Origin of the sequence: Desulfacinum infernum DSM 9756, assembly GCF_900129305.1 — a bacterium.
GTDB classification, from domain to species: domain Bacteria; phylum Desulfobacterota; class Syntrophobacteria; order Syntrophobacterales; family DSM-9756; genus Desulfacinum; species Desulfacinum infernum.
Window position 1 is genome coordinate 120,033 of record NZ_FQVB01000009.1, and the last position, 19,829, is coordinate 139,861.

Annotated in this window: 19 protein-coding genes; 5 read left to right on the forward strand and 14 right to left on the reverse strand. The window is 63.4% G+C overall.

Features of this window, described 5'->3' with window-relative positions:
- Positions 1-92 precede the first annotated feature (92 nt).
- The 4 genes from BUB04_RS05790 to wtpA all read right to left on the reverse strand — a co-directional run bounded on the left by BUB04_RS05790 (position 93) and on the right by wtpA (position 5,201).
- Positions 93-2,186 carry a molybdopterin-containing oxidoreductase family protein gene (locus tag BUB04_RS05790; RefSeq protein ID WP_073037897.1) on the reverse strand — a complete coding sequence of 698 codons (2,094 nt, stop codon included), beginning with the start codon at positions 2,184-2,186 and terminating at the stop codon, positions 93-95.
- Between the two features lie 199 nt (positions 2,187-2,385).
- Positions 2,386-3,423: an ABC transporter ATP-binding protein gene (locus tag BUB04_RS05795; RefSeq protein WP_073037820.1), complete on the reverse strand. Its 1,038-nt coding sequence runs from the start codon at positions 3,421-3,423 to the stop codon at positions 2,386-2,388.
- A complete protein-coding gene (locus BUB04_RS05800) occupies positions 3,420-4,205 on the reverse strand; it encodes an ABC transporter permease (RefSeq protein WP_073037822.1) in 786 nt (261 codons plus the stop codon). The genes BUB04_RS05795 and BUB04_RS05800 overlap by 4 nt, the downstream gene beginning before the upstream one ends.
- Before the next feature lie 9 nt (positions 4,206-4,214).
- A complete protein-coding gene (gene wtpA / locus BUB04_RS05805; RefSeq protein ID WP_073037824.1) occupies positions 4,215-5,201 on the reverse strand; it encodes a tungstate ABC transporter substrate-binding protein WtpA in 987 nt (328 codons plus the stop codon).
- A 410-nt stretch (positions 5,202-5,611) separates the two neighbouring features.
- On the opposite strand from wtpA, the gene BUB04_RS05810 reads away from it, so the two are divergent.
- A complete protein-coding gene (locus BUB04_RS05810; protein WP_073037826.1) occupies positions 5,612-6,001 on the forward strand; it encodes a winged helix-turn-helix domain-containing protein in 390 nt (129 codons plus the stop codon).
- Between the two features lie 6 nt (positions 6,002-6,007).
- Here BUB04_RS05810 and BUB04_RS18985 read toward each other — a convergent pair whose 3' ends face one another.
- The 4 genes from BUB04_RS18985 to BUB04_RS05830 form a co-directional block, all read right to left on the reverse strand.
- A complete protein-coding gene (locus BUB04_RS18985; RefSeq protein ID WP_073037827.1) occupies positions 6,008-7,054 on the reverse strand; it encodes an energy-coupling factor ABC transporter ATP-binding protein in 1,047 nt (348 codons plus the stop codon).
- Positions 7,055-7,064: 10 nt separating this feature from the next.
- Entirely contained in the window at positions 7,065-7,754 is a 690-nt protein-coding gene (locus BUB04_RS05820; RefSeq protein WP_073037829.1) for an ABC transporter permease, read from the reverse strand.
- 198 nt (positions 7,755-7,952) lie between these two features.
- The gene (locus BUB04_RS05825) at positions 7,953-8,795 is read right to left on the reverse strand and encodes an ABC transporter substrate-binding protein (RefSeq protein WP_073037831.1); all 843 of its coding nucleotides are present in this window, start codon (positions 8,793-8,795) and stop codon (positions 7,953-7,955) included.
- A 74-nt stretch (positions 8,796-8,869) separates the two neighbouring features.
- Complete coding sequence (locus tag BUB04_RS05830) at positions 8,870-9,724, reverse strand: ABC transporter substrate-binding protein (protein ID WP_073037899.1); 855 nt, start codon at positions 9,722-9,724, stop codon at positions 8,870-8,872.
- A gap of 283 nt (positions 9,725-10,007) precedes the next feature.
- Between BUB04_RS05830 and BUB04_RS05835 the strand changes: the two genes are divergently transcribed.
- Positions 10,008-11,168 carry an aminotransferase class V-fold PLP-dependent enzyme gene (locus BUB04_RS05835; RefSeq protein ID WP_073037833.1) on the forward strand — a complete coding sequence of 387 codons (1,161 nt, stop codon included), beginning with the start codon at positions 10,008-10,010 and terminating at the stop codon, positions 11,166-11,168.
- Between the two features lie 38 nt (positions 11,169-11,206).
- On the opposite strand, the gene BUB04_RS05840 is transcribed toward BUB04_RS05835, so the two are convergent.
- Positions 11,207-11,581 carry a PilZ domain-containing protein gene (locus BUB04_RS05840; RefSeq protein ID WP_073037835.1) on the reverse strand — a complete coding sequence of 125 codons (375 nt, stop codon included), beginning with the start codon at positions 11,579-11,581 and terminating at the stop codon, positions 11,207-11,209.
- A 345-nt stretch (positions 11,582-11,926) separates the two neighbouring features.
- On the opposite strand from BUB04_RS05840, the gene glnH reads away from it, so the two are divergent.
- The 3 genes from glnH (at position 11,927) to BUB04_RS05855 (ending at position 14,326) form a co-directional block, all read left to right on the forward strand.
- Positions 11,927-12,673 (forward strand): glutamine ABC transporter substrate-binding protein GlnH, encoded by a 747-nt coding sequence (gene glnH / locus BUB04_RS05845; protein WP_073037836.1) that lies wholly within the window; start codon positions 11,927-11,929, stop codon positions 12,671-12,673.
- 248 nt (positions 12,674-12,921) lie between these two features.
- The gene (locus tag BUB04_RS05850; RefSeq protein ID WP_073037838.1) at positions 12,922-13,593 is read left to right on the forward strand and encodes an amino acid ABC transporter permease; all 672 of its coding nucleotides are present in this window, start codon (positions 12,922-12,924) and stop codon (positions 13,591-13,593) included.
- A 4-nt stretch (positions 13,594-13,597) separates the two neighbouring features.
- Positions 13,598-14,326: an amino acid ABC transporter ATP-binding protein gene (locus BUB04_RS05855; RefSeq protein WP_073037840.1), complete on the forward strand. Its 729-nt coding sequence runs from the start codon at positions 13,598-13,600 to the stop codon at positions 14,324-14,326.
- Positions 14,327-14,632: 306 nt separating this feature from the next.
- On the opposite strand, the gene BUB04_RS05860 is transcribed toward BUB04_RS05855, so the two are convergent.
- From BUB04_RS05860 to BUB04_RS05880, 5 genes are all read right to left on the reverse strand, one after another.
- Positions 14,633-15,958 carry a M48 family metallopeptidase gene (locus BUB04_RS05860; protein ID WP_178371919.1) on the reverse strand — a complete coding sequence of 442 codons (1,326 nt, stop codon included), beginning with the start codon at positions 15,956-15,958 and terminating at the stop codon, positions 14,633-14,635.
- Positions 15,959-16,142: 184 nt separating this feature from the next.
- Complete coding sequence (locus BUB04_RS05865) at positions 16,143-16,574, reverse strand: TA system VapC family ribonuclease toxin (protein WP_073037844.1); 432 nt, start codon at positions 16,572-16,574, stop codon at positions 16,143-16,145.
- On the reverse strand, positions 16,574-16,819 hold the full coding sequence (locus BUB04_RS05870; protein ID WP_073037845.1) for a hypothetical protein: 246 nt from the start codon (positions 16,817-16,819) through the stop codon (positions 16,574-16,576). Before BUB04_RS05870 ends, BUB04_RS05865 begins: the two co-directional genes overlap by 1 nt.
- A gap of 397 nt (positions 16,820-17,216) precedes the next feature.
- On the reverse strand, positions 17,217-18,281 hold the full coding sequence (locus tag BUB04_RS05875; protein ID WP_178371920.1) for a formylglycine-generating enzyme family protein: 1,065 nt from the start codon (positions 18,279-18,281) through the stop codon (positions 17,217-17,219).
- 168 nt (positions 18,282-18,449) lie between these two features.
- Positions 18,450-19,679 (reverse strand): ABC transporter permease, encoded by a 1,230-nt coding sequence (locus BUB04_RS05880; protein WP_084076234.1) that lies wholly within the window; start codon positions 19,677-19,679, stop codon positions 18,450-18,452.
- Positions 19,680-19,829 lie beyond the last annotated feature (150 nt).

Genomic DNA, 19,829 nt, shown 5'->3' on the forward strand with positions numbered 1-19,829 from the left:
CCAATGGGTCTGCGGCGAGACTGGCCGCCTTCTCTGCAGCGGCGGTAAGCGCGGGCAATCGCCCTGCCCATCGGGAAGGCTGGGCGGGGCCGCTAGGCGTCGGGGATCTTTCGCACACGGACGAAATGCTCCTGCATGGCCAGGGCCCCGCCCGCCGGATCCCAGAGACGCAACCCCCCGGGCATCAAGAGGTTGTCGGCCGCACCCTTGCCGAAGGCGCGGGATTCCACGGGAAGCGTATGGCCGAATCCGTGGACCAGGAAGACGGCTTCCGGGTGGATGAAGTCGGTGATGTTCACCTTGATGCGGGCCGTGCGGCCATTGTTCGATATCTCCACCTCTTCGCCGTCGGCGATCCCCATGGCGGCGGCCGCCTCCCTGTTCAGCCACAGGCGGTTTTCCGGCATCTGCTCGTGCAGCAAGGGGTTGTTCACCGTGTGGCCCTGGGTGTGCACCGGGCATCGCCCGAAGGTGATGCGGAACATCCCCTCGGGCGGCCTGGCGGGCGGGGTGTAGGGCTTGAGCGAGGGAAGGCCCTGCGCTTCCAGCCGCTCGCACAGGATTTCGATCTTCCCGCTGGGCGTCTTGAACCGAAGCTCCTCCATGCTTCGGTACACCGGTTTGTCCGCCAGGGCCACCATGCCGGTGGCACGGAAGTCCTCCATGCTCACCCCTGTGCCCTCCAGTTGAAATTTCCAGATGTCTTCGACGGATTGGAAGGCGAGCGGCTTCAGATCGAGTTTTTCAGCCAAAGAACAAAGGATCTCCCAATCGGCCTTGGTGTCGTACCGGGGTTCCTGGACCCGCTGGCGAAGGAAGAAATAGGGTTTGAGCCCATTCTTGCACGCCAGGATGGATTCCCGTTCCAGGTAGGGAGACAGGGGCAGCACCACGTCAGAAAACCAAGCGGTGTCGCTCCAGCTGAAGGTGACCGAGACCAGAAAGTCCAGCTTCCGCCAGATTCTCTTGAGCGCGTCCTGGTCCGGGAAGCCCATCAGGGGGTCGTGGCGATAGGCGATATAAGCTTTCACGGGATAGGGATCTTCCGTTTCGATGGCCTGGAAAGCCAGATGCAACAAGCCGGGGCCGGAGTCGAAGTGTCCGTAGCGCCATCCCACCCCGTCGGCCCTCTTTTCTTGCGGTTTGGGAAACAGGTCGGCGAGCTTTCTGAGACCCTTTCGGCCTACGTCCGCGGGGGTGTTGGCCAAAGGGAGTCCGCCCTTGGCGCCGATGGAACCCAGGAGCGCGTTGATGATGTAAGCCGAGCGGCAGACGTAGAAGGAATCGGAGTAACGCGCCGTCATCCAACCCGGGTGCCACAGGACGGCCGGCCGGGCATCGGCGAGCTCCCGGGCCAGGGCGATGATCCGGTGGGCGGCGATCCCCGTCTCGCCTTCAGCCCATTCGGGTGTATAGGGGCGGACGAACTCCTGCAGGCGGTCCAGGTCCTTGATCCAGCGCCTGGCGAACTTCTTGTCGTAGAGGCCGCGGGTCAGAAGCACATGGATCACCGCCAGATTGAAAGCATAGTCGGAACCCGGTCGGACCAGGAAGAAGTGATCCGCCTTGGCGGCCGTTCGGGTGGCCCGGATGTCGATTACCGTGAGCTTGGCGCCGTGGTCCAGGGCGGTCATCAGGTCGTTGACTTCTTTGACGTTGACGGCTTCCAGGATGTTTCTCGTCTGGAGCACCACATGCCGAGCGTTTCTGAGGTCATAGACGAGACCCTTGCGTCCGAAGCCGAACAGGGACTGGGCGGCGTGCTGGACGTTGCGGGCGCACGAAGCGTCATGGTTGGAGTAGTTGGGGGACCCCAGGCCGCGGACGAAGGCCTGGTGAAGGTCCCGGAAGGGGCCGCCCCGGTCGGAAAAGAGAACGGTTCGGGGGCCGAATTGTTCCATGACCTGCTGAAGCCGATGCGCCGTATAGTCCAGGGCCTCCTCCCAAGAAACACGGCGCCACCTGCCCTGGCCCCTTTCCCCGGTCCGGATCATGGGCGCCTGGGGGCGTTCATCGTCGTTGACCAGCGCAAGTCCGGCCGCCCCCCGGGCGCACAGGGCCCCCTCGATGCCGGAGGCGTGTGGATTGCCTTGAATATCCGTGCACATCCCGTCTTCGACGCATGCCTGGATGGGGCAGCGCACGGAACACATGCCGCAGATGCTGTAGATCTTCCCGCCTGCCATCATGGTCTCCCGTTGATCGTCCTGTTCGGTCCGTCTCAAGGCTGTTCACCGGGGGATCCTTCCTGCGCGTGGGATCGCCCGCTTTCCATATGTCATACACGACATAATAGATAGCGGATTTCCGCCCCCTTTGTCCAGGGGCATTCCCTTTCTCGGGGTCCCGAACCCCCGCAGGACGCGCGGTGAACCCTCTTGGTCTTCAGATGACGTGGATCGCTTCGGGGGGAACGGCCACGGTCACCCGCCTTCCTGCACAAAGCCCCATCCGGTGGGCTTCCCTTGCCGGCAGGTGGGCTGTGAGGCGCACGGAGTCGACGGACACGGTGAGTCGGCAGGTGAAGCCGTGGTCCAAGCATTCCGCGATGGTGCCCGAAAACAGATTGGGGTGGGGTGCCCGGGCGGATTCCGGCCATATCTCCACATGTTCGGGCCGGAACGCCACCTTTCCCGACTCCCGGCCCTGGGGCCGCGGGAGTCGCATCCGCAGATTCCGCACCAGGGCGTGGGGGCCTTGAAAGCGAGCCCGGAACAGGTTTTTCATGCCCACGAAGCGGGCCACGAAGGGGGAGGCGGGTCGTAGGAAGATGTCCCGGACCTCACCCACCTGTTCCAGGCGCCCCCGGTTCATGACCGCCCCCCGATTGCCCAGGGCCAGGGCTTCGGTGAAGTCGTGGGTGACCATGAAGAACGTGGCGCCCGTGGAGTTGCGGATTCTCCTGAGCAACCCCCCCATCTCCTCGCGAAAGGCCGGATCCAGGGCGGAAAGGGGTTCATCCAAAAGAAGCAACGAAGGCTGAACGGCCAGGGCCCGGACCAGGGCCACGCGCTGCCTTTCGCCGCCGCTCAGGTGAAGGGGGCGTCTTTCCAGCAGATGCCCGATGCGAAGCTCTTCCACCAGACGGTCCAGAAGGGCCTCGGTCCCCGGACCCGTCCGATTCTTGAACCTGAGGCCATACCGGATGTTTTCACGGACCGTAAGGTGCGGGAAAAGGGATTGGTCCTGGTAGACGATACCGACCTCCCGTCGTTCAGGGGGCAGCCGGGTCACGTCGCGGGCGCCGATGAAGATACGACCGTCGGCGACGGGCACCAATCCCGCGATGGCCTCCAGGAGCAGCGTCTTGCCGGCGCCGGTGGGGCCCATGAGGACGAAGAAATCCCCCTCGCCCACCGTGAGACAGAGTGGGCCCATTGGGAAGGACGAAACCGAAAGGCTCAGATTGTCGAGGCGGATCATTCTTCCTTCCGTTGCCGGAGGGTGAGCGCGCGCAGCGCCGCGAACAGTACAAGACACACGCCCACCAGCCAGACCGCCACGGGCTGGGAATAGCGCAGGCCGTAGCCCTCGAAACGCTCGTAGATCAACACGGGGGCGGTCATGGGGTGGTAGGCCACGATCACCACGGCGCCGAATTCGCTGATGGCCCGGGCGCTGCTCATGATCAGGCCCGCCACCACGCTGCGCCAGCTCAAGGGCAGGGTGATGCGCAGGAAGGTTTCGGCCATGGAGGCCCCCAGGCTCCGCGACACATTTTCCAGCCTCGGAGAAACCGCCTCGAAGCCGTCCCGCACCGTATTGATGTAAAAGGGCAGCCCCACAAAGGTGAGCACCACGATGATCCCCGTCACGCTGCCCAGGATCCTCACGCCAGCCTGGAGGAGGATTCGGCCCAGGGCATGGTCCCGACCCGCCACGCCCAGCACGGCGATTCCCACCACGGGATGGGGGATGACCACGGGCAGGTCGACGATGGCTTCCAGCCATCGCTTTCCCCTGAAATCGAACCGGGCCAGCAGATAGGCCAACGGTGTTCCCAGGATGAAGGCGATGGCGGCGGAGGCGCCCGAGGCGAGGAGGCTCAGGCGGATGGCACGGACCACCTCGCCGTCTTTCAAGGTCCGGGCAAGGGCTGCGGGCGGCGAGGATGTCATCAGTTCCCACAAGGGAAGCAGGATGAAGGCCAAGACGAGGCCCCCGCAGCACAGGGTCAGGTGGTGAAAGGGGCCCTTGTAGCGCATGGCGGATCCCTACTCTCTGACCTCCACCAGGGGTTTGAGGACTTGGGGCAGCCGGTCCCACATCTCCTCGGACGGGACCCGGCAAAGGACGAAGGGGGGCTGGCCCATGGTTTTCAGGATCTTCAATCCCCCTTCGGGATCCAGCATGTACGACAGAAAGGCCACGGCCGCTTCCCGGTTGGGGGAGGATTTGACCAGAGTGACTCCGTACGTACAGGACTTGCCCCGCATCTCCATGAAAGTACCGGGCTCCTTGCCGGCGACCTTGACCACGGCCTGGGCATAAAAGGAATCGTGGGCGTAGTTTCCCAGGTTGATGCGATCGGGCAGGGTGACGTACTTCAGGCGGTGTTGGACGGCCACGGAGAGATACTCCCAGGCGTAGTCCATGTTGCCGGTCTGGAGCAGGCTGATGAGTTCGACGGACTTGGGTCGGATGTTTTCCCGGGGACGGTTGGCGAGTAGCTTGTCGTAGAGACCGGGGACGCCGTAATGCTTCTCAGCCAGTTGCAGGACCATGAGGGCGCGATAGCCGCAGGGGTCCAGATCGGGGTCCGAATGGCCCCAGACGACGCCCTCGCGCTGGAGAATCCGATACCAGTTCTGGGCGTTCACTTCCCCGGCGAAGCGGCTTTTGTCCGTGTAGCAGAGCACGAGCTGGTTGGAAGCGAATCGGATGTTCCAATCGGCATATCGGGGGAAGAGGATCTTGTCGATCACCTGGTAGTCGGCCGAGGCCATGATGTCACAGGGCTTGTGCAACTCCGAGATCTTCCGGGCCGCCTTTGAGCTTCCACTGGCTTCCCGAAGGATGTCCACCTTGGGGTGCTTCGCTTCAAAGGCCTTTTCCATGGCTTCGAAGGGAACGGAAAGGCTGCCGGCGTGAAAGATGATCACCTTTCCTTCCAGTTCGGCCGCCGCGTGGGAAGGCATTGCGGCGAGCAGGATCGCCAGGAGCAATCCCCTCCATTGAATCGGGTTTTCGAGCCTTCTCATGGCCTACGCCTCCTTGTTCGAGTATTGGCCGCCTTGGAACCGTTGACACATCCCTTGCCTGAAAGGCCTCAGGCCGCCTCCTTCCGACATTTACACACAGATGTCAATGGACATGCACAATTAGGATATATGTCGCATAGAGCACATACCATCGGGCCCTGCCCCTGTCAACGGAAATCCACGCACTCTTGAAGCCTCCGGCCGCTTGGAAAGGCGCCAGGGCAAGGGCCTTTCCATTGACGGTGCGCAACCGCGATGCTAGCAGTTATGTGGATGGGGACAAAGCTGTCGCCGCTCCGGTGATCCTCCCTGGTGGGGGGCGCGGCCGGGCGGGTCGGCATAGGGCGAAACGCGGGGCTTACCGGGAGGTGTCTGTGCAGGATGGAGGGAGCAGGGAGTGGAGACCGCGCATGCGGCTCCACCTGTGGCTGGAGACCGAAGACGGGCAGATTTTCGGGCTCGGCCGGGCGCAACTCCTGGCGAAGATCGCCGCCTACGGTTCCCTGAAAAAGGCGGCGGAAGATTTGGGCATGTCCTATCGGGCCGCTTGGGGCAAGATCAAGAAGACGGAGAACGTCATCGGTTCCAAGTTGATTGTTCGCAGCGGGCCTCGAAGGGACGGCTACGAGTTGACGGATCTGGGCAAGGCGCTGCTGGAGGCATTTGACGTCTGGTACGGCGAAGTGGAGCGGATGGCGCTGGAGAGGGCTCGGACTCTTTTCCCTTGGCCCATCGAGGGCTTCGGGAGGGATCCCGAGAGATCTTCGGAGCCGGGAACCACCGAGGTCGATTCCGGATAGGGCGCCTCAGGAGAACCACGCCACGTCATGGGCCGGGAAGATGAGTTCCACGCGCTGACCGGGATAGAACGGGGCGGGGCGCAATCCCCGGGAGGGGGGGAGTGTGGCCGTGAAGAGACTTCGGCCCACGGCCACGGTGGCCAGGATGTGCCCGCCGGCCCGTTCCAGGGTGAGTCGGAGCAGGGTTCCTGCAATGCGACAGGCCCCGTCGTACGGAGCGGAGGCGGGCGAGGAGTCCGAAGAGTCTTCCAAGACATGTTCCAATGCGAGGCGGTCGGGGGGAATGAGGGCCATGGCATTGGGCCCGGGGGCTCCGGGCAGGACGAGCTCCTGGCCGTCTTCCAGGCGCTTTGCCCAAAGGTCCTGACCGCACTGCCGCCAGGGGCCCAGGATGATGTTTTCCGCTCCGGTGCCCGCCAGGCGGCCCTTGAGAAGGTGAAGCATGCCGTCGCAGACCTCGAAGAGCCAGTGGCGGTCGTGGCTGGCCACCACGATGGTGGTGCCCCATTCCCGCTGGGCCCGCAGAGCCGCCTCCCGGATCCTTTGCGCGCTTTCCATGTCCACGCTGGCCGTGGGCTCGTCCAGCAAAAGCACCTTGGGCCGAAGGACCAGGCGGGCCGCGAGAGCCACGCGCTGGGCTTCGCCTCCCGAAAGCTCAAACCAGCGGCGCCGAAGAAAGGCCCGGGGGGGAAGTCCCACCCATTCCAGGGCCTCGGCGGCCCGCTTTTCCAGGCTCTCGGTATCTCCCCGGACCTTGAGGCCATAAGCCACGTTGGCCAGAACCGTCCGTTTGAGGAGATAGGGCTCCTGGCCCAGAAGGGTTACCTGGAACCGGGCGTCTTCGTTTCCCGCGTTGCCTTCCTCGGGATAGTAGACGATCCGCCCGCGGCTGGGAGGTTCCACGAAGGCCAGCAGCCGGAGCAGGGTGCTTTTGCCGCTTCCGTTGGGGCCGATGAGGCCCACGATCTTGTGGCGCTCGATGGTCAAACGATCCAGGCGCAGGACCGTCTGGGTGCCGTAGCGATGCCGCAGCCCTTCCACAAGGTAGATCATCGCGGCGGACTCACGCTCTTTTTCTCAGGATAGCCAGGGATACGTTGACCACGAAGGCGATGGCCATGAGCACGAGGCCCAGGGCCACGCCCATGGCGAACTCCCCCTTGCCCGTCTCCAGGGCGATGGCGGTGGTCATGGTGCGGGTGTGCCACTTGATGTTTCCGCCCACCATCATGGAGATGCCCACCTCCGTGAGGACCCGGCCGTAGGCGGTCAGGGCCGCCGCGATGACCCCGTGGCGCGCTTCCCAGATGCTGGTCAAGAGCACCTGGCGGCCGCGGGCTCCCAGGCTGAGGAGGCTGATGCGGAGCTGGCGGTCCAGGCTTTCGATGGCGGTGGCCGTGAGGGCGATCACCACGGGGAGGGCCAAGATGGTCTGACCCACGGCGATGGCCGCCGGGGTGAACAAGAGGCCCAGCTCCCCCAGCGGGCCGCGGCGGGAAACGAAGGCATAGACCAACAGGCCGATGAGCACGGTGGGAAAGGCCAGACACGTGTCCACCACCGTTCGTACGGCCCGTTTCCCCCGGAAATCGCGATAGCCGAGAAGAAACCCCGAGGGGATGCCCAGGATGAGGCTGGCCGCCATGGACCAGCTCGTCACCGTGAGCGTGGTCTCGATGGCGGAAAACGTTTCCGGATGGCCTCCGACCAAGAGGTGCAGGGCCTTGATAAAACCTTCGGTCAAATAGTCCATGGGCCGTGTTCAGAATCTTACCCGGTTTCTGTGTCAAGGCGCTTGGCGGGCGGGGATAAACCCCGCCCCTACCCGACAGGCCAAGGTCTTTCCTGTAATGGCGGGCCTTGTGTCCGGCCGCCGGGGCTTATAACATGGATTGCCCCGGCGGGGAAACAACTTCCAGGAGTTTTGCTGATTCCAGGGGATTTCCCCGTCTCACCTTTCCGCGTTGGGAGTAAAGAGGCTCTTTCCCAGCATCTTGTAGTCCGCGATGGCCTTCTGAGTCGCGGGGGAGGTCAACCAGTCGATGAAGGCTTTGGCCAGATCCGCCTTCACCTGGGGGCATCGCTGGGGGTTCACGATCAGGGCGCTGTACTGGTTGAAAAGATTTCGGTCGCCCTCCGCCAAGATGACCAGGGGGGGATCGCCCTTCAGGGTGTGCTCGTACTTGATGTAGGTGCCCCGGTCGGTGAGGGTGTATCCCCGGCGTTCCGCCGCCACGTTGATGGTGGCCAGCATGCCCTGGCCGGTCTGAATGTACCAATCGGCCTTGTCCTCCACGGGGATTCCGGCCGCCTTCCACAAGGACAGCTCTTTCTTGTGGGTGCCCGAACTGTCGCCGCGACTGACGAAGGGGATCTTCTCCATGGCCAGCGTCTTGAGCGCCGCCGAGGCGTTCATTCCCCGGATGCCCGCCGGGTCGTCCTTGGGGCCGATGATGACGAAGTCATTGTACATGATCCGGGTGCGCTCCACCCCGTAGCCTTCCGCCACATACTTTTCTTCCGCCGCCGGCGAGTGGACCAGGAGCACATCCACGTCGCAGTTCTTCCCCAATTCCAGCGCCTTTCCCGTGCCCACGGCCACCCAGCGAAGCTCGATGCCGGTCGCTTCCTTGAACATGGGCGCCAGATAGTCCAAAAGCCCCGTGTTGTCCGTGCTGGTGGTGGTGGCCATCTGCAGGACCTTGTCCGCCGCCTGCGGCGCGCCTCCCGCGCAGGCGAAAAGGGCCAGGAACAGGGCCGGAACAAGAAGCGTGTTTCGGAGTTTTCCTTTCATCTTCAGCCTCCTTCGGGGTGTCCATGCCATGCACGAAAGGTTCATGACGAACAACGCAGCCCATGCATCCGCGCTCAGTGGGCGAACTGGGCGGCATAGGCCGCGTCGTTGTACAGGGGCTCGCCGTATTGCTCGACCCCGTAATGACGGATGATCCGCTGGCCTTGGTCGGAAGCCAGAAATTCAATGAACCGCCGGGCCAGCCGGGCGCCTTCCGTCGTTTGGGGTGGAGCGCACAGTGCGTGATAGACGTTGACAAGGAGCGGGTCGCCGCGGAAAAGAACCCTCAGGCCCCGGAGATCCTTCCTGGCGGCCACCCACGTACTGCTGTCCGTCATGAAATAGCCGCCCACTTCGTCGGCCTTTTTGAGCGTCGCCCACATGAAGGTCCCCGTCACCATGTACCAACGGCCCCGAGGCTGGATGCCCGCCTTGGACCAGATCATCCTTTCCTTCTTGTGGGTGCCCGAATTGTCCCCCCGGGAAAGGAAGACGGCTTCGGCTTCGGCGATGCGCCGGTAGGCGTCCACCACGTCGGTTGCCCCCCGAACGGATGCGGGATCGGAAGCCGGGCCGACCACGTAAAATTCATTGGAGGCGAGAAGGGTTCTCTGGGTTGCCCAGCCTTCCGACACCGCCTTCTTTTCCGCCTCCGGCGCATGGACCATGACCATGTCCACCCGGCCGCTTCGAAGCAGCTGCAAGGACTTGCCCGAGCCCGCCTTGATCCAGCACAAGCGCGAGTCATGGTCGGCGTTGAATGCGGCGGCCAGTTCTTCCAGAAGGCCCAGCTCCCCCGGACTTCCCGTGGCCAGGCGAAGGAGATGTTGCCCGTTTCCGTAGACCGCCGTGCAGGGCGGATCCGCCGCGGCCGCCGATGTGCTGAGCCAAACAAGGAGAGCGAAAAAAAGAGCGCGGGTTCGTCTCATGTGGGTTCCCTTCCGTTTGGGGTCGCCTTCCCGGATGCAGGGTTTGTGCACCATGTTTCACGTGAGCGGGAGTCTAGCGGAGGGCCATCGCTATGTCAAGAAAGACATAGCGCCCCGGCCCCCCCTTTCCCCGGCGCCACCCAAGGTCGGGGACGACGGCCGGGTGCGGGCGTGCTTTCGGGCTGGAAGAAATCAGCCGGGCGTGGCATGAAAAGGGGGCGCACCGCCGAGGCGGTGTCTCGGACCATTGGTCGAACCTTTTTCTTGCGGAAGGAGTGAAGGAATGTTCCAGAAGACACGGGAACTTTTTCCCGTAAAGGAGGAGGGGGTTTTTCTGGCCCACTGCGCCATCTCTCCCGTTCCCGAGCCGGCCTGCAGGGCCATGACGGCGGCCGTGCGGGACCAGATGCGTCGGGGGATGTCGGGTCTTTCCGGTTATTTCCAATCTGTGGAGAAGCTGCGCGCCGCGGCCGCCCGGCTTCTGGACACCGACCCCGACAACCTGGCCTTTGTCAAGAATACCTCCGAAGCCATGGGGATGATCGCCAACGGCTATCCCTTCCGGCTCGGTGACCGGATCATCAGCTACGTGCACGAGTATCCCGCCAATCACTATCCCTGGAGGCTTCAGGAAAAGAGGGGCGTGGAACTGGTGCTGCTTCCCGACCGCCACCTGGCGGACGCCGACACGGGGGAGCGGCCCTGCGGCTGGTCTATGGAGGACGTGGAGCGGCTCGTGACGGACAGAACCCGGGTCATCGCCGTGAGTCACGTGCAGTTCACCAGCGGGTTCGCCGCGGACCTCAAGGAACTGGGGGCTTTCTGTAAGGAGCGGGGGATCGATCTGGTGGTGGATGCGGCCCAAAGCCTGGGCTGCCTTCCCGTGAGGCCGGAGGAGTGGAACATCGCGGCCGTGGTGGCTTCGGGCTGGAAGTGGCTTTTCGGGCCCACCGGCACCGGTCTTTTCTACACGGCTCCCGAATTCCGCCAAAAGCTTGCCGATGTTCTGGTGGGAGCCGAATGCATGGTGCAGGGCGACGACTACCTGAACCACACCTGGCAGCCCCATGCCACGGCCCGCCGGTTCGAATACAGCACCACCCCCACCCTGCTGGCCGTCGCCCTGGAAGCGAGTCTTACTTCCGCCGTTCTTCCCTACCCGCCGGAAGCGGTGGCCGCCGAGGTCTTTCGCCTGCAGGACCGGATTCTTGCCGGCATCGACCGGGACCGCTACAAGCCCGTTCTCTTTTCGGGGGCCCACCGTTCCGGCATTCTTTCGTTCATCTGTCGGTGGAATCCGGACGAGATCATGAAACGGGCAGCCCAGGAGGGCGTTTTTGTGTCGTCCCGGTGCGGCTATCTTCGTCTGGCGCCCCATTGGTGCACCACCGATGAGGAAGTGGACCGGGCCGTGGAGGTGCTCAACGGGATCGAGCCGGGTTGATGGTGGGGGCGGGCGTGCGCGGGCGGCGGGGGAAGCTGTCAGGCGGTTGCCCTGCGGATGGTACGGAACTCCGCCTCCAGTACGGATAGACATTCACGGGAAGGATCCTCAAAGGATACCCCCACGTGGAACTTGCGGATATCTTCCTCGTATCGAGCCCATTGAAACCGTATGGGGGCGGCGAAGAGGCCTTCCGAAAGGAGGATTTCAAGGACGAGCCGGGTCGGCTGACCCGCCAGCACATGCTTGGAACCCGTCAGAAGCGAAGGCATCTCCAGGCGTGCACCCGCCAGGCTCACTTCCACGACGGTAACATCCATGGCCGTTTTTTCTTCATTGAAATCGGCGTGCAACACGGCTTGCCAGGAGACTTCGTACCTTCTCTTCTTGCGCCGGTCACTGAAGGGCCACATGGTGATTCCTCCCTTTTTTTCCGTAGCCCCCGTTCGTGCTTCGCTGCGGCGGAAACACGCGCGGGGGTGTCTCCTTTCCTTCGTGTCACGGATCCCGGGGTGGAAATGAGCCGTCGTAGACTGGTCCTAGAATGCCGTGAAAAGACCATCCTCGCAACACTTTGTGTAACCACATGGTATTTTCTCCGCTCAAACCGCTCCGCGGCATGTAGATATAACTGTGTTTAATTTCTTGAAACACGCTTCGTTTTGAGGCACAAGGGAGCGGCGCCAAAAGTGGGAGCGGGGCGGCCGTCCACGGGGACGGCCGCCCCGGGGAAAAACCTTTGGAAGCAAGGAGGGATCATGAAAAGACTGGTTGCTTTGCTGATGGTCGTGGCGGCGGGCCTCTTCTTCATGGGAACGGCCCATGCGGGAAAACTCACGGTGGCCACGGACACCAACTTCCCGCCTTTTGAGTTCAAAGACCCCAAGACGGGCGTCCATACCGGCTTCGACGTGGAGCTCTGGGCGGCCATCGCCAAGGAAATCGGCGTGGAATACGATCTGCAGCCCATGGATTTCAACGGCATCATTCCGGGCCTCCAGTCGGGCCAGTTGGATGTGGGCATCGCCGGCATCACCATCAAGCCCGAACGGGCCAAGGTGGTGGACTTTAGCGACCCCTACTACAATGCGGGCCTCCTCATCCTGGTGCGGGCGGACAACGAAGACATCCAGAAGGTGGAGGACCTGAAGGGCAAGATCGTGGCCACCAAGCTGGGCACCACCTCCGAGGACTTCGTCAAGAAGAACGCCCAGGCCAAGGAAGTGAAGCTCTATCCCAACAACGACGCCATGTTCATGGAGCTTCTGAGCGGAGGGGCCGACGCGGTGGTCTTCGATTCTCCGGTGATCGCCGACTTCATGAACAAGCGCGGCAAGGGCGTGGTCAAGGTGGTGGGCCCGCTCTACATGGGCCAGTCCTACGGGATCGCCTTTCCCAAGGGAAGCCCGCTGGTTCCCAAGGTGAACGCCGCCCTGAAAAAGCTCAAGGACAATGGCACCTACCGGGAACTCTACCTCAAGTGGTTCAACACCGAGCCCAAGTAAGGCCCTGTCCTTCCAAGGGAATCAGGGAGCTGGTCCGGCAATGGCTCTCTGTTCCCGAGTATCGAAAGCTTTGGGCTCTCTTCGTAGCCGCGGGGCTTCAGCCCCGCGGAAAGAGATCCCCGTAAGGCCTGATCGTACGGGGCATATCCGAACGCCCGTCCGTCACCCGGGGATCTTTTCGCAGCCCTGAAGGGCTGCATTGCGTGGCGGCACTTGGGCGTTTGCGGACGGGCAAGGGAGACGCAACCATGGCTTTTCAGTTCGAACCCGGCGTTGTGGTGGAAACCTTCCCCATGCTCCTGCGGGGATTGAAGCTTACCGTGGTCATCACCATCGGCGGGCTCTTCTTCGGCTTCATCCTGGGCTCCGTCGCCGGACTCATGAAGATCTCCCGAAGCCTGTTTCTCCGCAAGCTGGCCGGAATCTACATCGAAACCATCCGCGGCACGCCCATGCTGGTCCAGGCCATGTTCCTCTACTACGGCGTGCCTATGGCCTCGGGAGTGCGCATCCCGCCCATCGTGGCCGGGATCATCGTCATCGCGGTCAACTCCGGGGCCTACATCGCCGAGATCGTCCGGGGCGCCATCCAGTCCATCGACCCGGGCCAGATGGAAGCGGGCCGCTCCATCGGGCTCACCCGGTCCCAGACCATGCGCTACATCATCTGGCCCCAGGCGTTCCGGCGCATGATCCCCCCGTTGGGAAACCAGTTCATCATCAGCCTCAAGGACACCTCGCTTCTCATGGTGATCGGCGTGGGGGAATTGCTGCGCACCGGTCAGGAAATCGTGGCCGTGAACTTCCGGGCCTTCGAAGTCTACATGGCCGTGGGGATCGTCTATCTCGTCATGACCCTGGGGATCGCCAAGGCCCTGCGGGCGCTGGAACAGCACTTGCGCGTCCTTCCGGAAAAGTAGGCCTATGATACGCATCGAGAACCTTCACAAGTCTTTCGGCTCCCTGGAAGTGATCAAGGGGATCGACCTGCACGTGCGGCCCGGCGAGGTGGTGTGCATCATCGGGCCCTCCGGGTCGGGAAAATCCACGGTGCTACGCTGCATCAACCGGCTGGAACAGCCCACGTCGGGGCGGATCGTCGTGGACGGAAAGGACATCACCGATCCCAAGACCAACATGAACCTGGTGCGGGCCGAAGCCACCATGGTCTTTCAGCAGTTCAACCTCTTTCCCCACATGACGGTTCTCCACAATGTGACCCTGGGGCCGGTGAAGGTGCGGGGCCTGAGCAAGGCGGAAGCGGAAAAGCGGGGCATGGAGCTGCTGGCCAAGGTGGGCCTGGCCGAAAAAGCCCACAACTACCCGGACCAGCTTTCCGGCGGCCAGAAACAGCGGGTGGCCATCGCCCGGGCCCTGGCCCTTCAGCCCAAGGTGATTCTCTTCGATGAGCCCACTTCCGCCCTGGATCCCGAGCTGGTGGGAGAGGTGCTGGAGGTCATGAAGCAGCTGGCTCGCGAAGGCATGACCATGGTGGTGGTGACCCACGAGATGGGATTCGCCAAGGAGGTGGCCGACCGGGTGATCTTCATCGACGGCGGCCGGATCCAGGAAGAAGGGCCGCCGGAGGAATTCTTCTCCAATCCCAAGAATCCCCGCCTGAGAGATTTCCTGGGCAAGGTCATCGCTCACTGACCCGCGGCAACGCCTTCCGGTGGACCAAAGGTCATGGCGACGCTCGCCCCCCCGCCACATGGACCCTCATCCCGGAACGCCCGTGAAAACGAAGGATGACCCCCCTTTGGGAAGCAGGCCCCTGTAGGGGCGACTGATCATTCGCCCCTACAGGCCGCGCACTTGACGGGCGGGGATAAACCCCGCCCCTACCCAAGATGCCCATCCGCTTTTGTAGGGGCTGGCTTCATGTGCGCCCGTTGCGATTCGTTCCCACCCGGATCCGCGGGTGTGAAGCCCCGGGGCTAAGAATGCCTCGGTCCCGAACTAGCGGATGTAGCCCCACTGGACCAGCCGCCGGTAGCAGTATTGGGCCATGGGGCCCTTCTTCACCTTCTGGAGCACCGCGTAGTAGGCCCGGGCGGCCTGGTCCCGCCGGCCCAGCGCTTCCCAGTTTCGCCCCATGTAGAAGGTCACCGGCGGCTGCTCGGGAACGAGCCGGTCCGCCGCCTGCAAGTGCTGCAGGCTTTCCCGGTGCGCGCCGCTGTTGAAGGTGATCACCCCCGCCACGTACCGGGCGTGGTAGAGGTCCGGATAGAGCTCCACGGCCTTTCGGGCGGCCGAAAGGGCCTGCCGTTCGTTGTCTTCCAGATCCTCGGCCACCGCCCGATACACCCACAGAAGGGCCTCGCGGGGAGCCTGGGACGTGGCTTGGCGAAGCAGCCCGAGCGCCTCGCGGGACCGCTTTTCCGAAAGGGCCTTTTTGGCCCGGTCCATGAGCTCATAGGCCGGCTGCACCCGCCTCAGGTAGGATGTTTTCTGAAGAAAGGTCTCCCTTTTGAGCGCTTCGGGGGTGCGCAGTTCCGGCCCGTAGCGCGCCAGTCGCCGGTTGGCTTCCGCCACCCGCTCGGTGGTGAGCGGGTGGCTGGAAAAGAAGCTTTCCAGCTGGGAGGGCTCCCGGTCCTTTTCGTCCATGAGGATGGCCATGGATTGCACGAACCCGGCCGGGTTGTAGCCCGCCCGCACCATGTACTCCATGCCCAGCTCGTCCGCTTCCCGTTCCTGGTCCCGGCTGTACTTCATGAGGGTCAGGTTGGTGGCCAGGAGGCCTGCCTGGGAGATGAGGTCCCCACCGGGCACCCCCGCCGTTTGCAATACCAGCGAACCCACGGACGTGAGGAGGCCTCCCAGCACCTGCCGGGTGTAGGTGCTGGTGGGATGGAGCGCCGCCACGTGCGCGATCTCATGGCCCAGGACGGAAGCCAGCTGGGCCTCGTTTTCCATCTTGGCCACCAGCCCGCGCGTGATGGAGATCTTGCCTCCAGGAAGGGCGTAGGCGTTCAGGTCGGAGCTGTTCACCACGTTGAATTCGTAGGCCATGTTGGGCCGGTGACTCACGGCGGCCAGGCGCCGTCCGATATCCTGCACATAGGCCTGCAGCTCCCCATCCTGGAAAAGGCCGTAGGACATCTGGGTGTAGAGGGGATAGAGCTTTTGGCCCGTGGCGATCTCCTGCTGCTCGCTCATGAGCGAAAGCTGACTCTGGTGGGTCACCGGATTCACGGCGCAGGCCGCCAGGGCCGCAAGAAGCGCCAGAAAACCGAGAATCCGCCACCCGCTCTTCCCCATGCTTTTGCTTCGTGAACATGCCATGATCCGTCTCTCCATCCGTCCTCGATGTCGAACCCAATCCTCCCTTGGAACCCTTCGGTGATCCAGGCCATCACACCGGTGCCCGACGGAATAGAAAGGCTCGCCCTGGCTGTTTGTCGCCGTTCAAGAACATGATCTACATCCCCTTGTTCCATGCGAATGCCGTGGATCGCCAGATCACCCATCACTGGAGAATCAAGAGGTTCTTCTCGCTTGCCCCTTTCACGGCGCCGAGGGTGATGCGTCGGTCGAACGTTACCAGCCTGCCGTTGTGGCGGACCGCCAAGGCCAAGAGATAGATGTCGGTGACTTGGCGATGACCGACAAGGCTTGACCAGTCGAAGACCGGCGAACTCAAGAGATTGATATCATCCGGCCAAAATTCATGGGCGGGATTTTCCACGGCTTCCCGAAGCCGGAGCGCCACCTGCGCGGCGGGTAGCGGATTGGGATAGGCAGGATGGGATAGGATTCGGATGCACCCATTCTGGGTGATCGGGCAGGAGGCCCAGCCGTGTCGGATTTCCTGCTGAAGCCACGAGACGGCCTGGCGATGGTGGACATGGGCGGCATCCAGGAGAGCGATCAGTACGTTCACGTCCAGGAGCGAACGCATCACAGCCCTTCCCGGTCTCGAAGCTCATCGATCAACTCATTGGTCACGACGACGCCCCGGGGGGGAAACGGACGGAAACCCGCCACAGCCTCCTCTCCCTCATCGAGGCGAGCTCCCGCCGTTTCGCCGGTCAGAGCCTGACGCGCCAACCGGGAAAGGACCCGTCCAACGGCCACACGTTCTCGACGGGCCAATTCCTTGACCGCCGCCAGCACATCATCGTCGATATCCAGGGTGGTCCGCATGGTTTCCGCCTCCCATGGCTCGGGAGCCTAGCTTCTCTTGTTGCCCCCAACCGGATGATCCCGGTTTGCGTCCCTTGCGCCGTGATGCTATCGCATCATAACGTCACGGTCAATCGCCTCTCCTTTTCAGGCGGTGGTCCGGGGCGTTGAACCTGCTGCGGGGGGTTGCGGTGGACGACCTGGACGGCGGCACCGACGACCAGAAGGGATACCGTTCCCTGCTGCACGGCGCAGTCCCGCATTGGTTGTCACGGGCCGTCTGTGATGGGGGGCGATGCGAAAGAGAACCGCGAATAAACGCGAATAGACGCAAATGGAAATGCCGGGTGTGTGGGAGCGGCGAAAGCCGCGATGGGCTCGGCCGGGGAGCGAGCCGGGTTTCGGGCATGGAGGGGCGTCAGCGGCGGATGAGGCGGAATCCCTGGTCCTGACTCCTGCGGCCCGGGAGGCTCAGTTGGTCGCGACTGGCCGAACGCACGTACCGGGGCCGGCTGTACCAGCTGCCGCCCCGCACTACCCGCGCCGTGCCGCCCTTTTCCACCACGGGGTTCTTCTCGGCATGGTTCCTGTACCCGTCGGGGTCGTACACGTCGGCACACCATTCCCACACGTTTCCCAGCATGTCGTAGAGGGCGAAGCCGTTGGGCCGGAAGGATCCCACCGGGGCGGTGAAGACGAAGCCGTCCGAGCATGGGTGCGTTTCCCAGACGGGGAATTGCTTTCGGGCCGTTTCGTCGGCCACGTTGGCAAAGGCGCAGGCGTCCTCGGGGTCTTCCCCCCAGAACCGGGCGGTTACCGTGCCGGCGCGGCAGGCGTATTCCCACTGGGCTTCCGTGGGAACGGCGAAGGTCCCCGGCGACTGCTCCGAAAGCCACCGGGCCATGGCCAGGGCGTCGTTCAGGGAGACGTGCACCACCGGATGGTCGTCGTCTTGGGCGAATCCCGGCCGGCGCCAGGAATATCCCGGCTTCTTTTTCCACTTGCCGTCATAGACCCAGGAAAAGCCTTCCCGCTCCGCATCGGTCACATAGCCCGTCTTTTCCACGAAGGTGCGGAACTGACCCCGTGTGACCTCGTATTGGCTCATCCAGAACCCGTCCAGGCAAACCTCGTGCATGGGCCCTTCGTCCCGATCCCGGCCGGTTTCTCCCGCGTCGCTGCCCATGCGAAAGCACCCGGCGGGAATGCGGACGAAGTGCATGCCCGTGATCGGTTCCTCCCAGACGCTGACCGATGGGCCATTGTCCTGGCCGGAGGTGGGGGACTCCGGCTGGTGGTCCGACCGGGAGCGAGGCAGAAAGCGTCCCAGGGCCTTGCGGGCCGTCTCCTTCGCGTCCAGAAAACGCTGAAAAAAGGAGATTCCCCGGCTTTCCCATTCCCGGGCGGGGTGTTCTCCCAAGATGAAAAGGATTCCTGCCGCCACCAGGGCGGCCAAGATGATCCAAACGAGCCATCGTTTCATGAAATGAGCGGTTCCTCCCGCGATTGGGACCATGAGGTGTGGGCGCAGCGCCCGGGCGAACCTTGCCGGGGCTTTGGGCCCGGCGGGGGCCTTTTAGCAGAGCCGCCGTCGGTCCGTAAAGGATGACATGGCGGCGGTGCGCCGGATTCCGTGGCTCCCAGTTCCGCCCTACGTTCGCATCACGTCCACGGGCTGGATGGCCAGGGCCCGCCGGGACGGGTAGATGCCCGCCAGGATCCCCACGGTGACGGACGCCGTGAAGCCCAGGGCGAAGCCGGGCCACGAGGCCACCAGGGGGTAGCCCAGGAGATGGAAAATGGCAAGGCTGGCCCCCAGGCCGAAGATCGCCCCCAGGATCCCTCCGGCCAGGGCGATCACGGAAGATTCCAACAGAAACTGGGTCACGATATCCCGGCGCCGGGATCCCACGGCCCGGCGAAGACCGATTTCCATCCGGCGCTCGTTCACCATGAGGATCATGATGGAAAGGATTCCCAGCCCGCCGATGCCGAAGGAGACGGCCGCGGCGATGCGTCCCAACAGGGCGATCATGCCCATGGCCTGGCTCTTGAGCGACATCACGTCCCGGAGATCCACCACGGTGAAATCGTCCCGTTCGCCCGGCTCGATTTTGTGGCGGGTCCGCAGCAGGTCCTCCATGGCTTCCTTGGCGGCACTCAACGCCTCTTCCCGCACCACCTTCACATAGACGGTGGAGACATAGGTCTGGTTCACGAAGCGTTTGAGGAAGGTGGACAAGGGGACGAAGATCTGGTTGTCCTGATCGAATCCGGAGACGTCGGAGCCTTTGGGTTCCATCACCCCCACCACCCGGCACGGAACCCGCCGGATGAGCACGGTCTTTCCCAGCGGATCCCCTTGGGGAAAGAGCTTGTCGGCGATCTTCCGGCCCAGGACCGCCACCCGGCGAAGATTCTTTTCATCCTCCGGCGACAGAAAACGCCCCTGCTCCGGGAAAAAGTTCCGCACCTGCGGGTAGTTGGGCGCGGCCCCGGTGACCATCACGTCGTTCAGGATAACGGGTCCGAATCGCACCGGAAAAGTCTTTCCCGAGGAAGGGGAGACATCGATCACCGAGGGGATGGATCCCCCAATGGCTTCGGCGTCTTCCAGAGTCAGCGTGGTGGCCTGGTTCATGAGCCGCGCGCGGTTTCCGAAGGTTCGGACGATGCCGCTCTGGACGATGAGGAGGTTTTCCCCCAGCGCGGCCACTTCCTGTCGGGTCTTCAGGGCCATGGAACGGGTGAGACCGGAAACCACCACCAGCGAGAAGGTTCCCAGGAAGACGCCCAGAATGGCCAGCGCCGTTCGAAGTTTGAAGGTGGCCAGGGATCGCTGGGCGATGCGAAGATTCAGGAGGATGCGCATCAGGTTCATGGGACCACCGGTTTCATTGTTTTTTCACCGCAGAGGCGCAGAGCACGCAGAGGGAAGGCTCGGGAGGAGGATGCATGCCGGGGCGCTGAGACGCCGCCCCGGCATGCGCCCTGCGGGCCGAAGATGCCCATGGGTTCCTCGCGTCTCTGG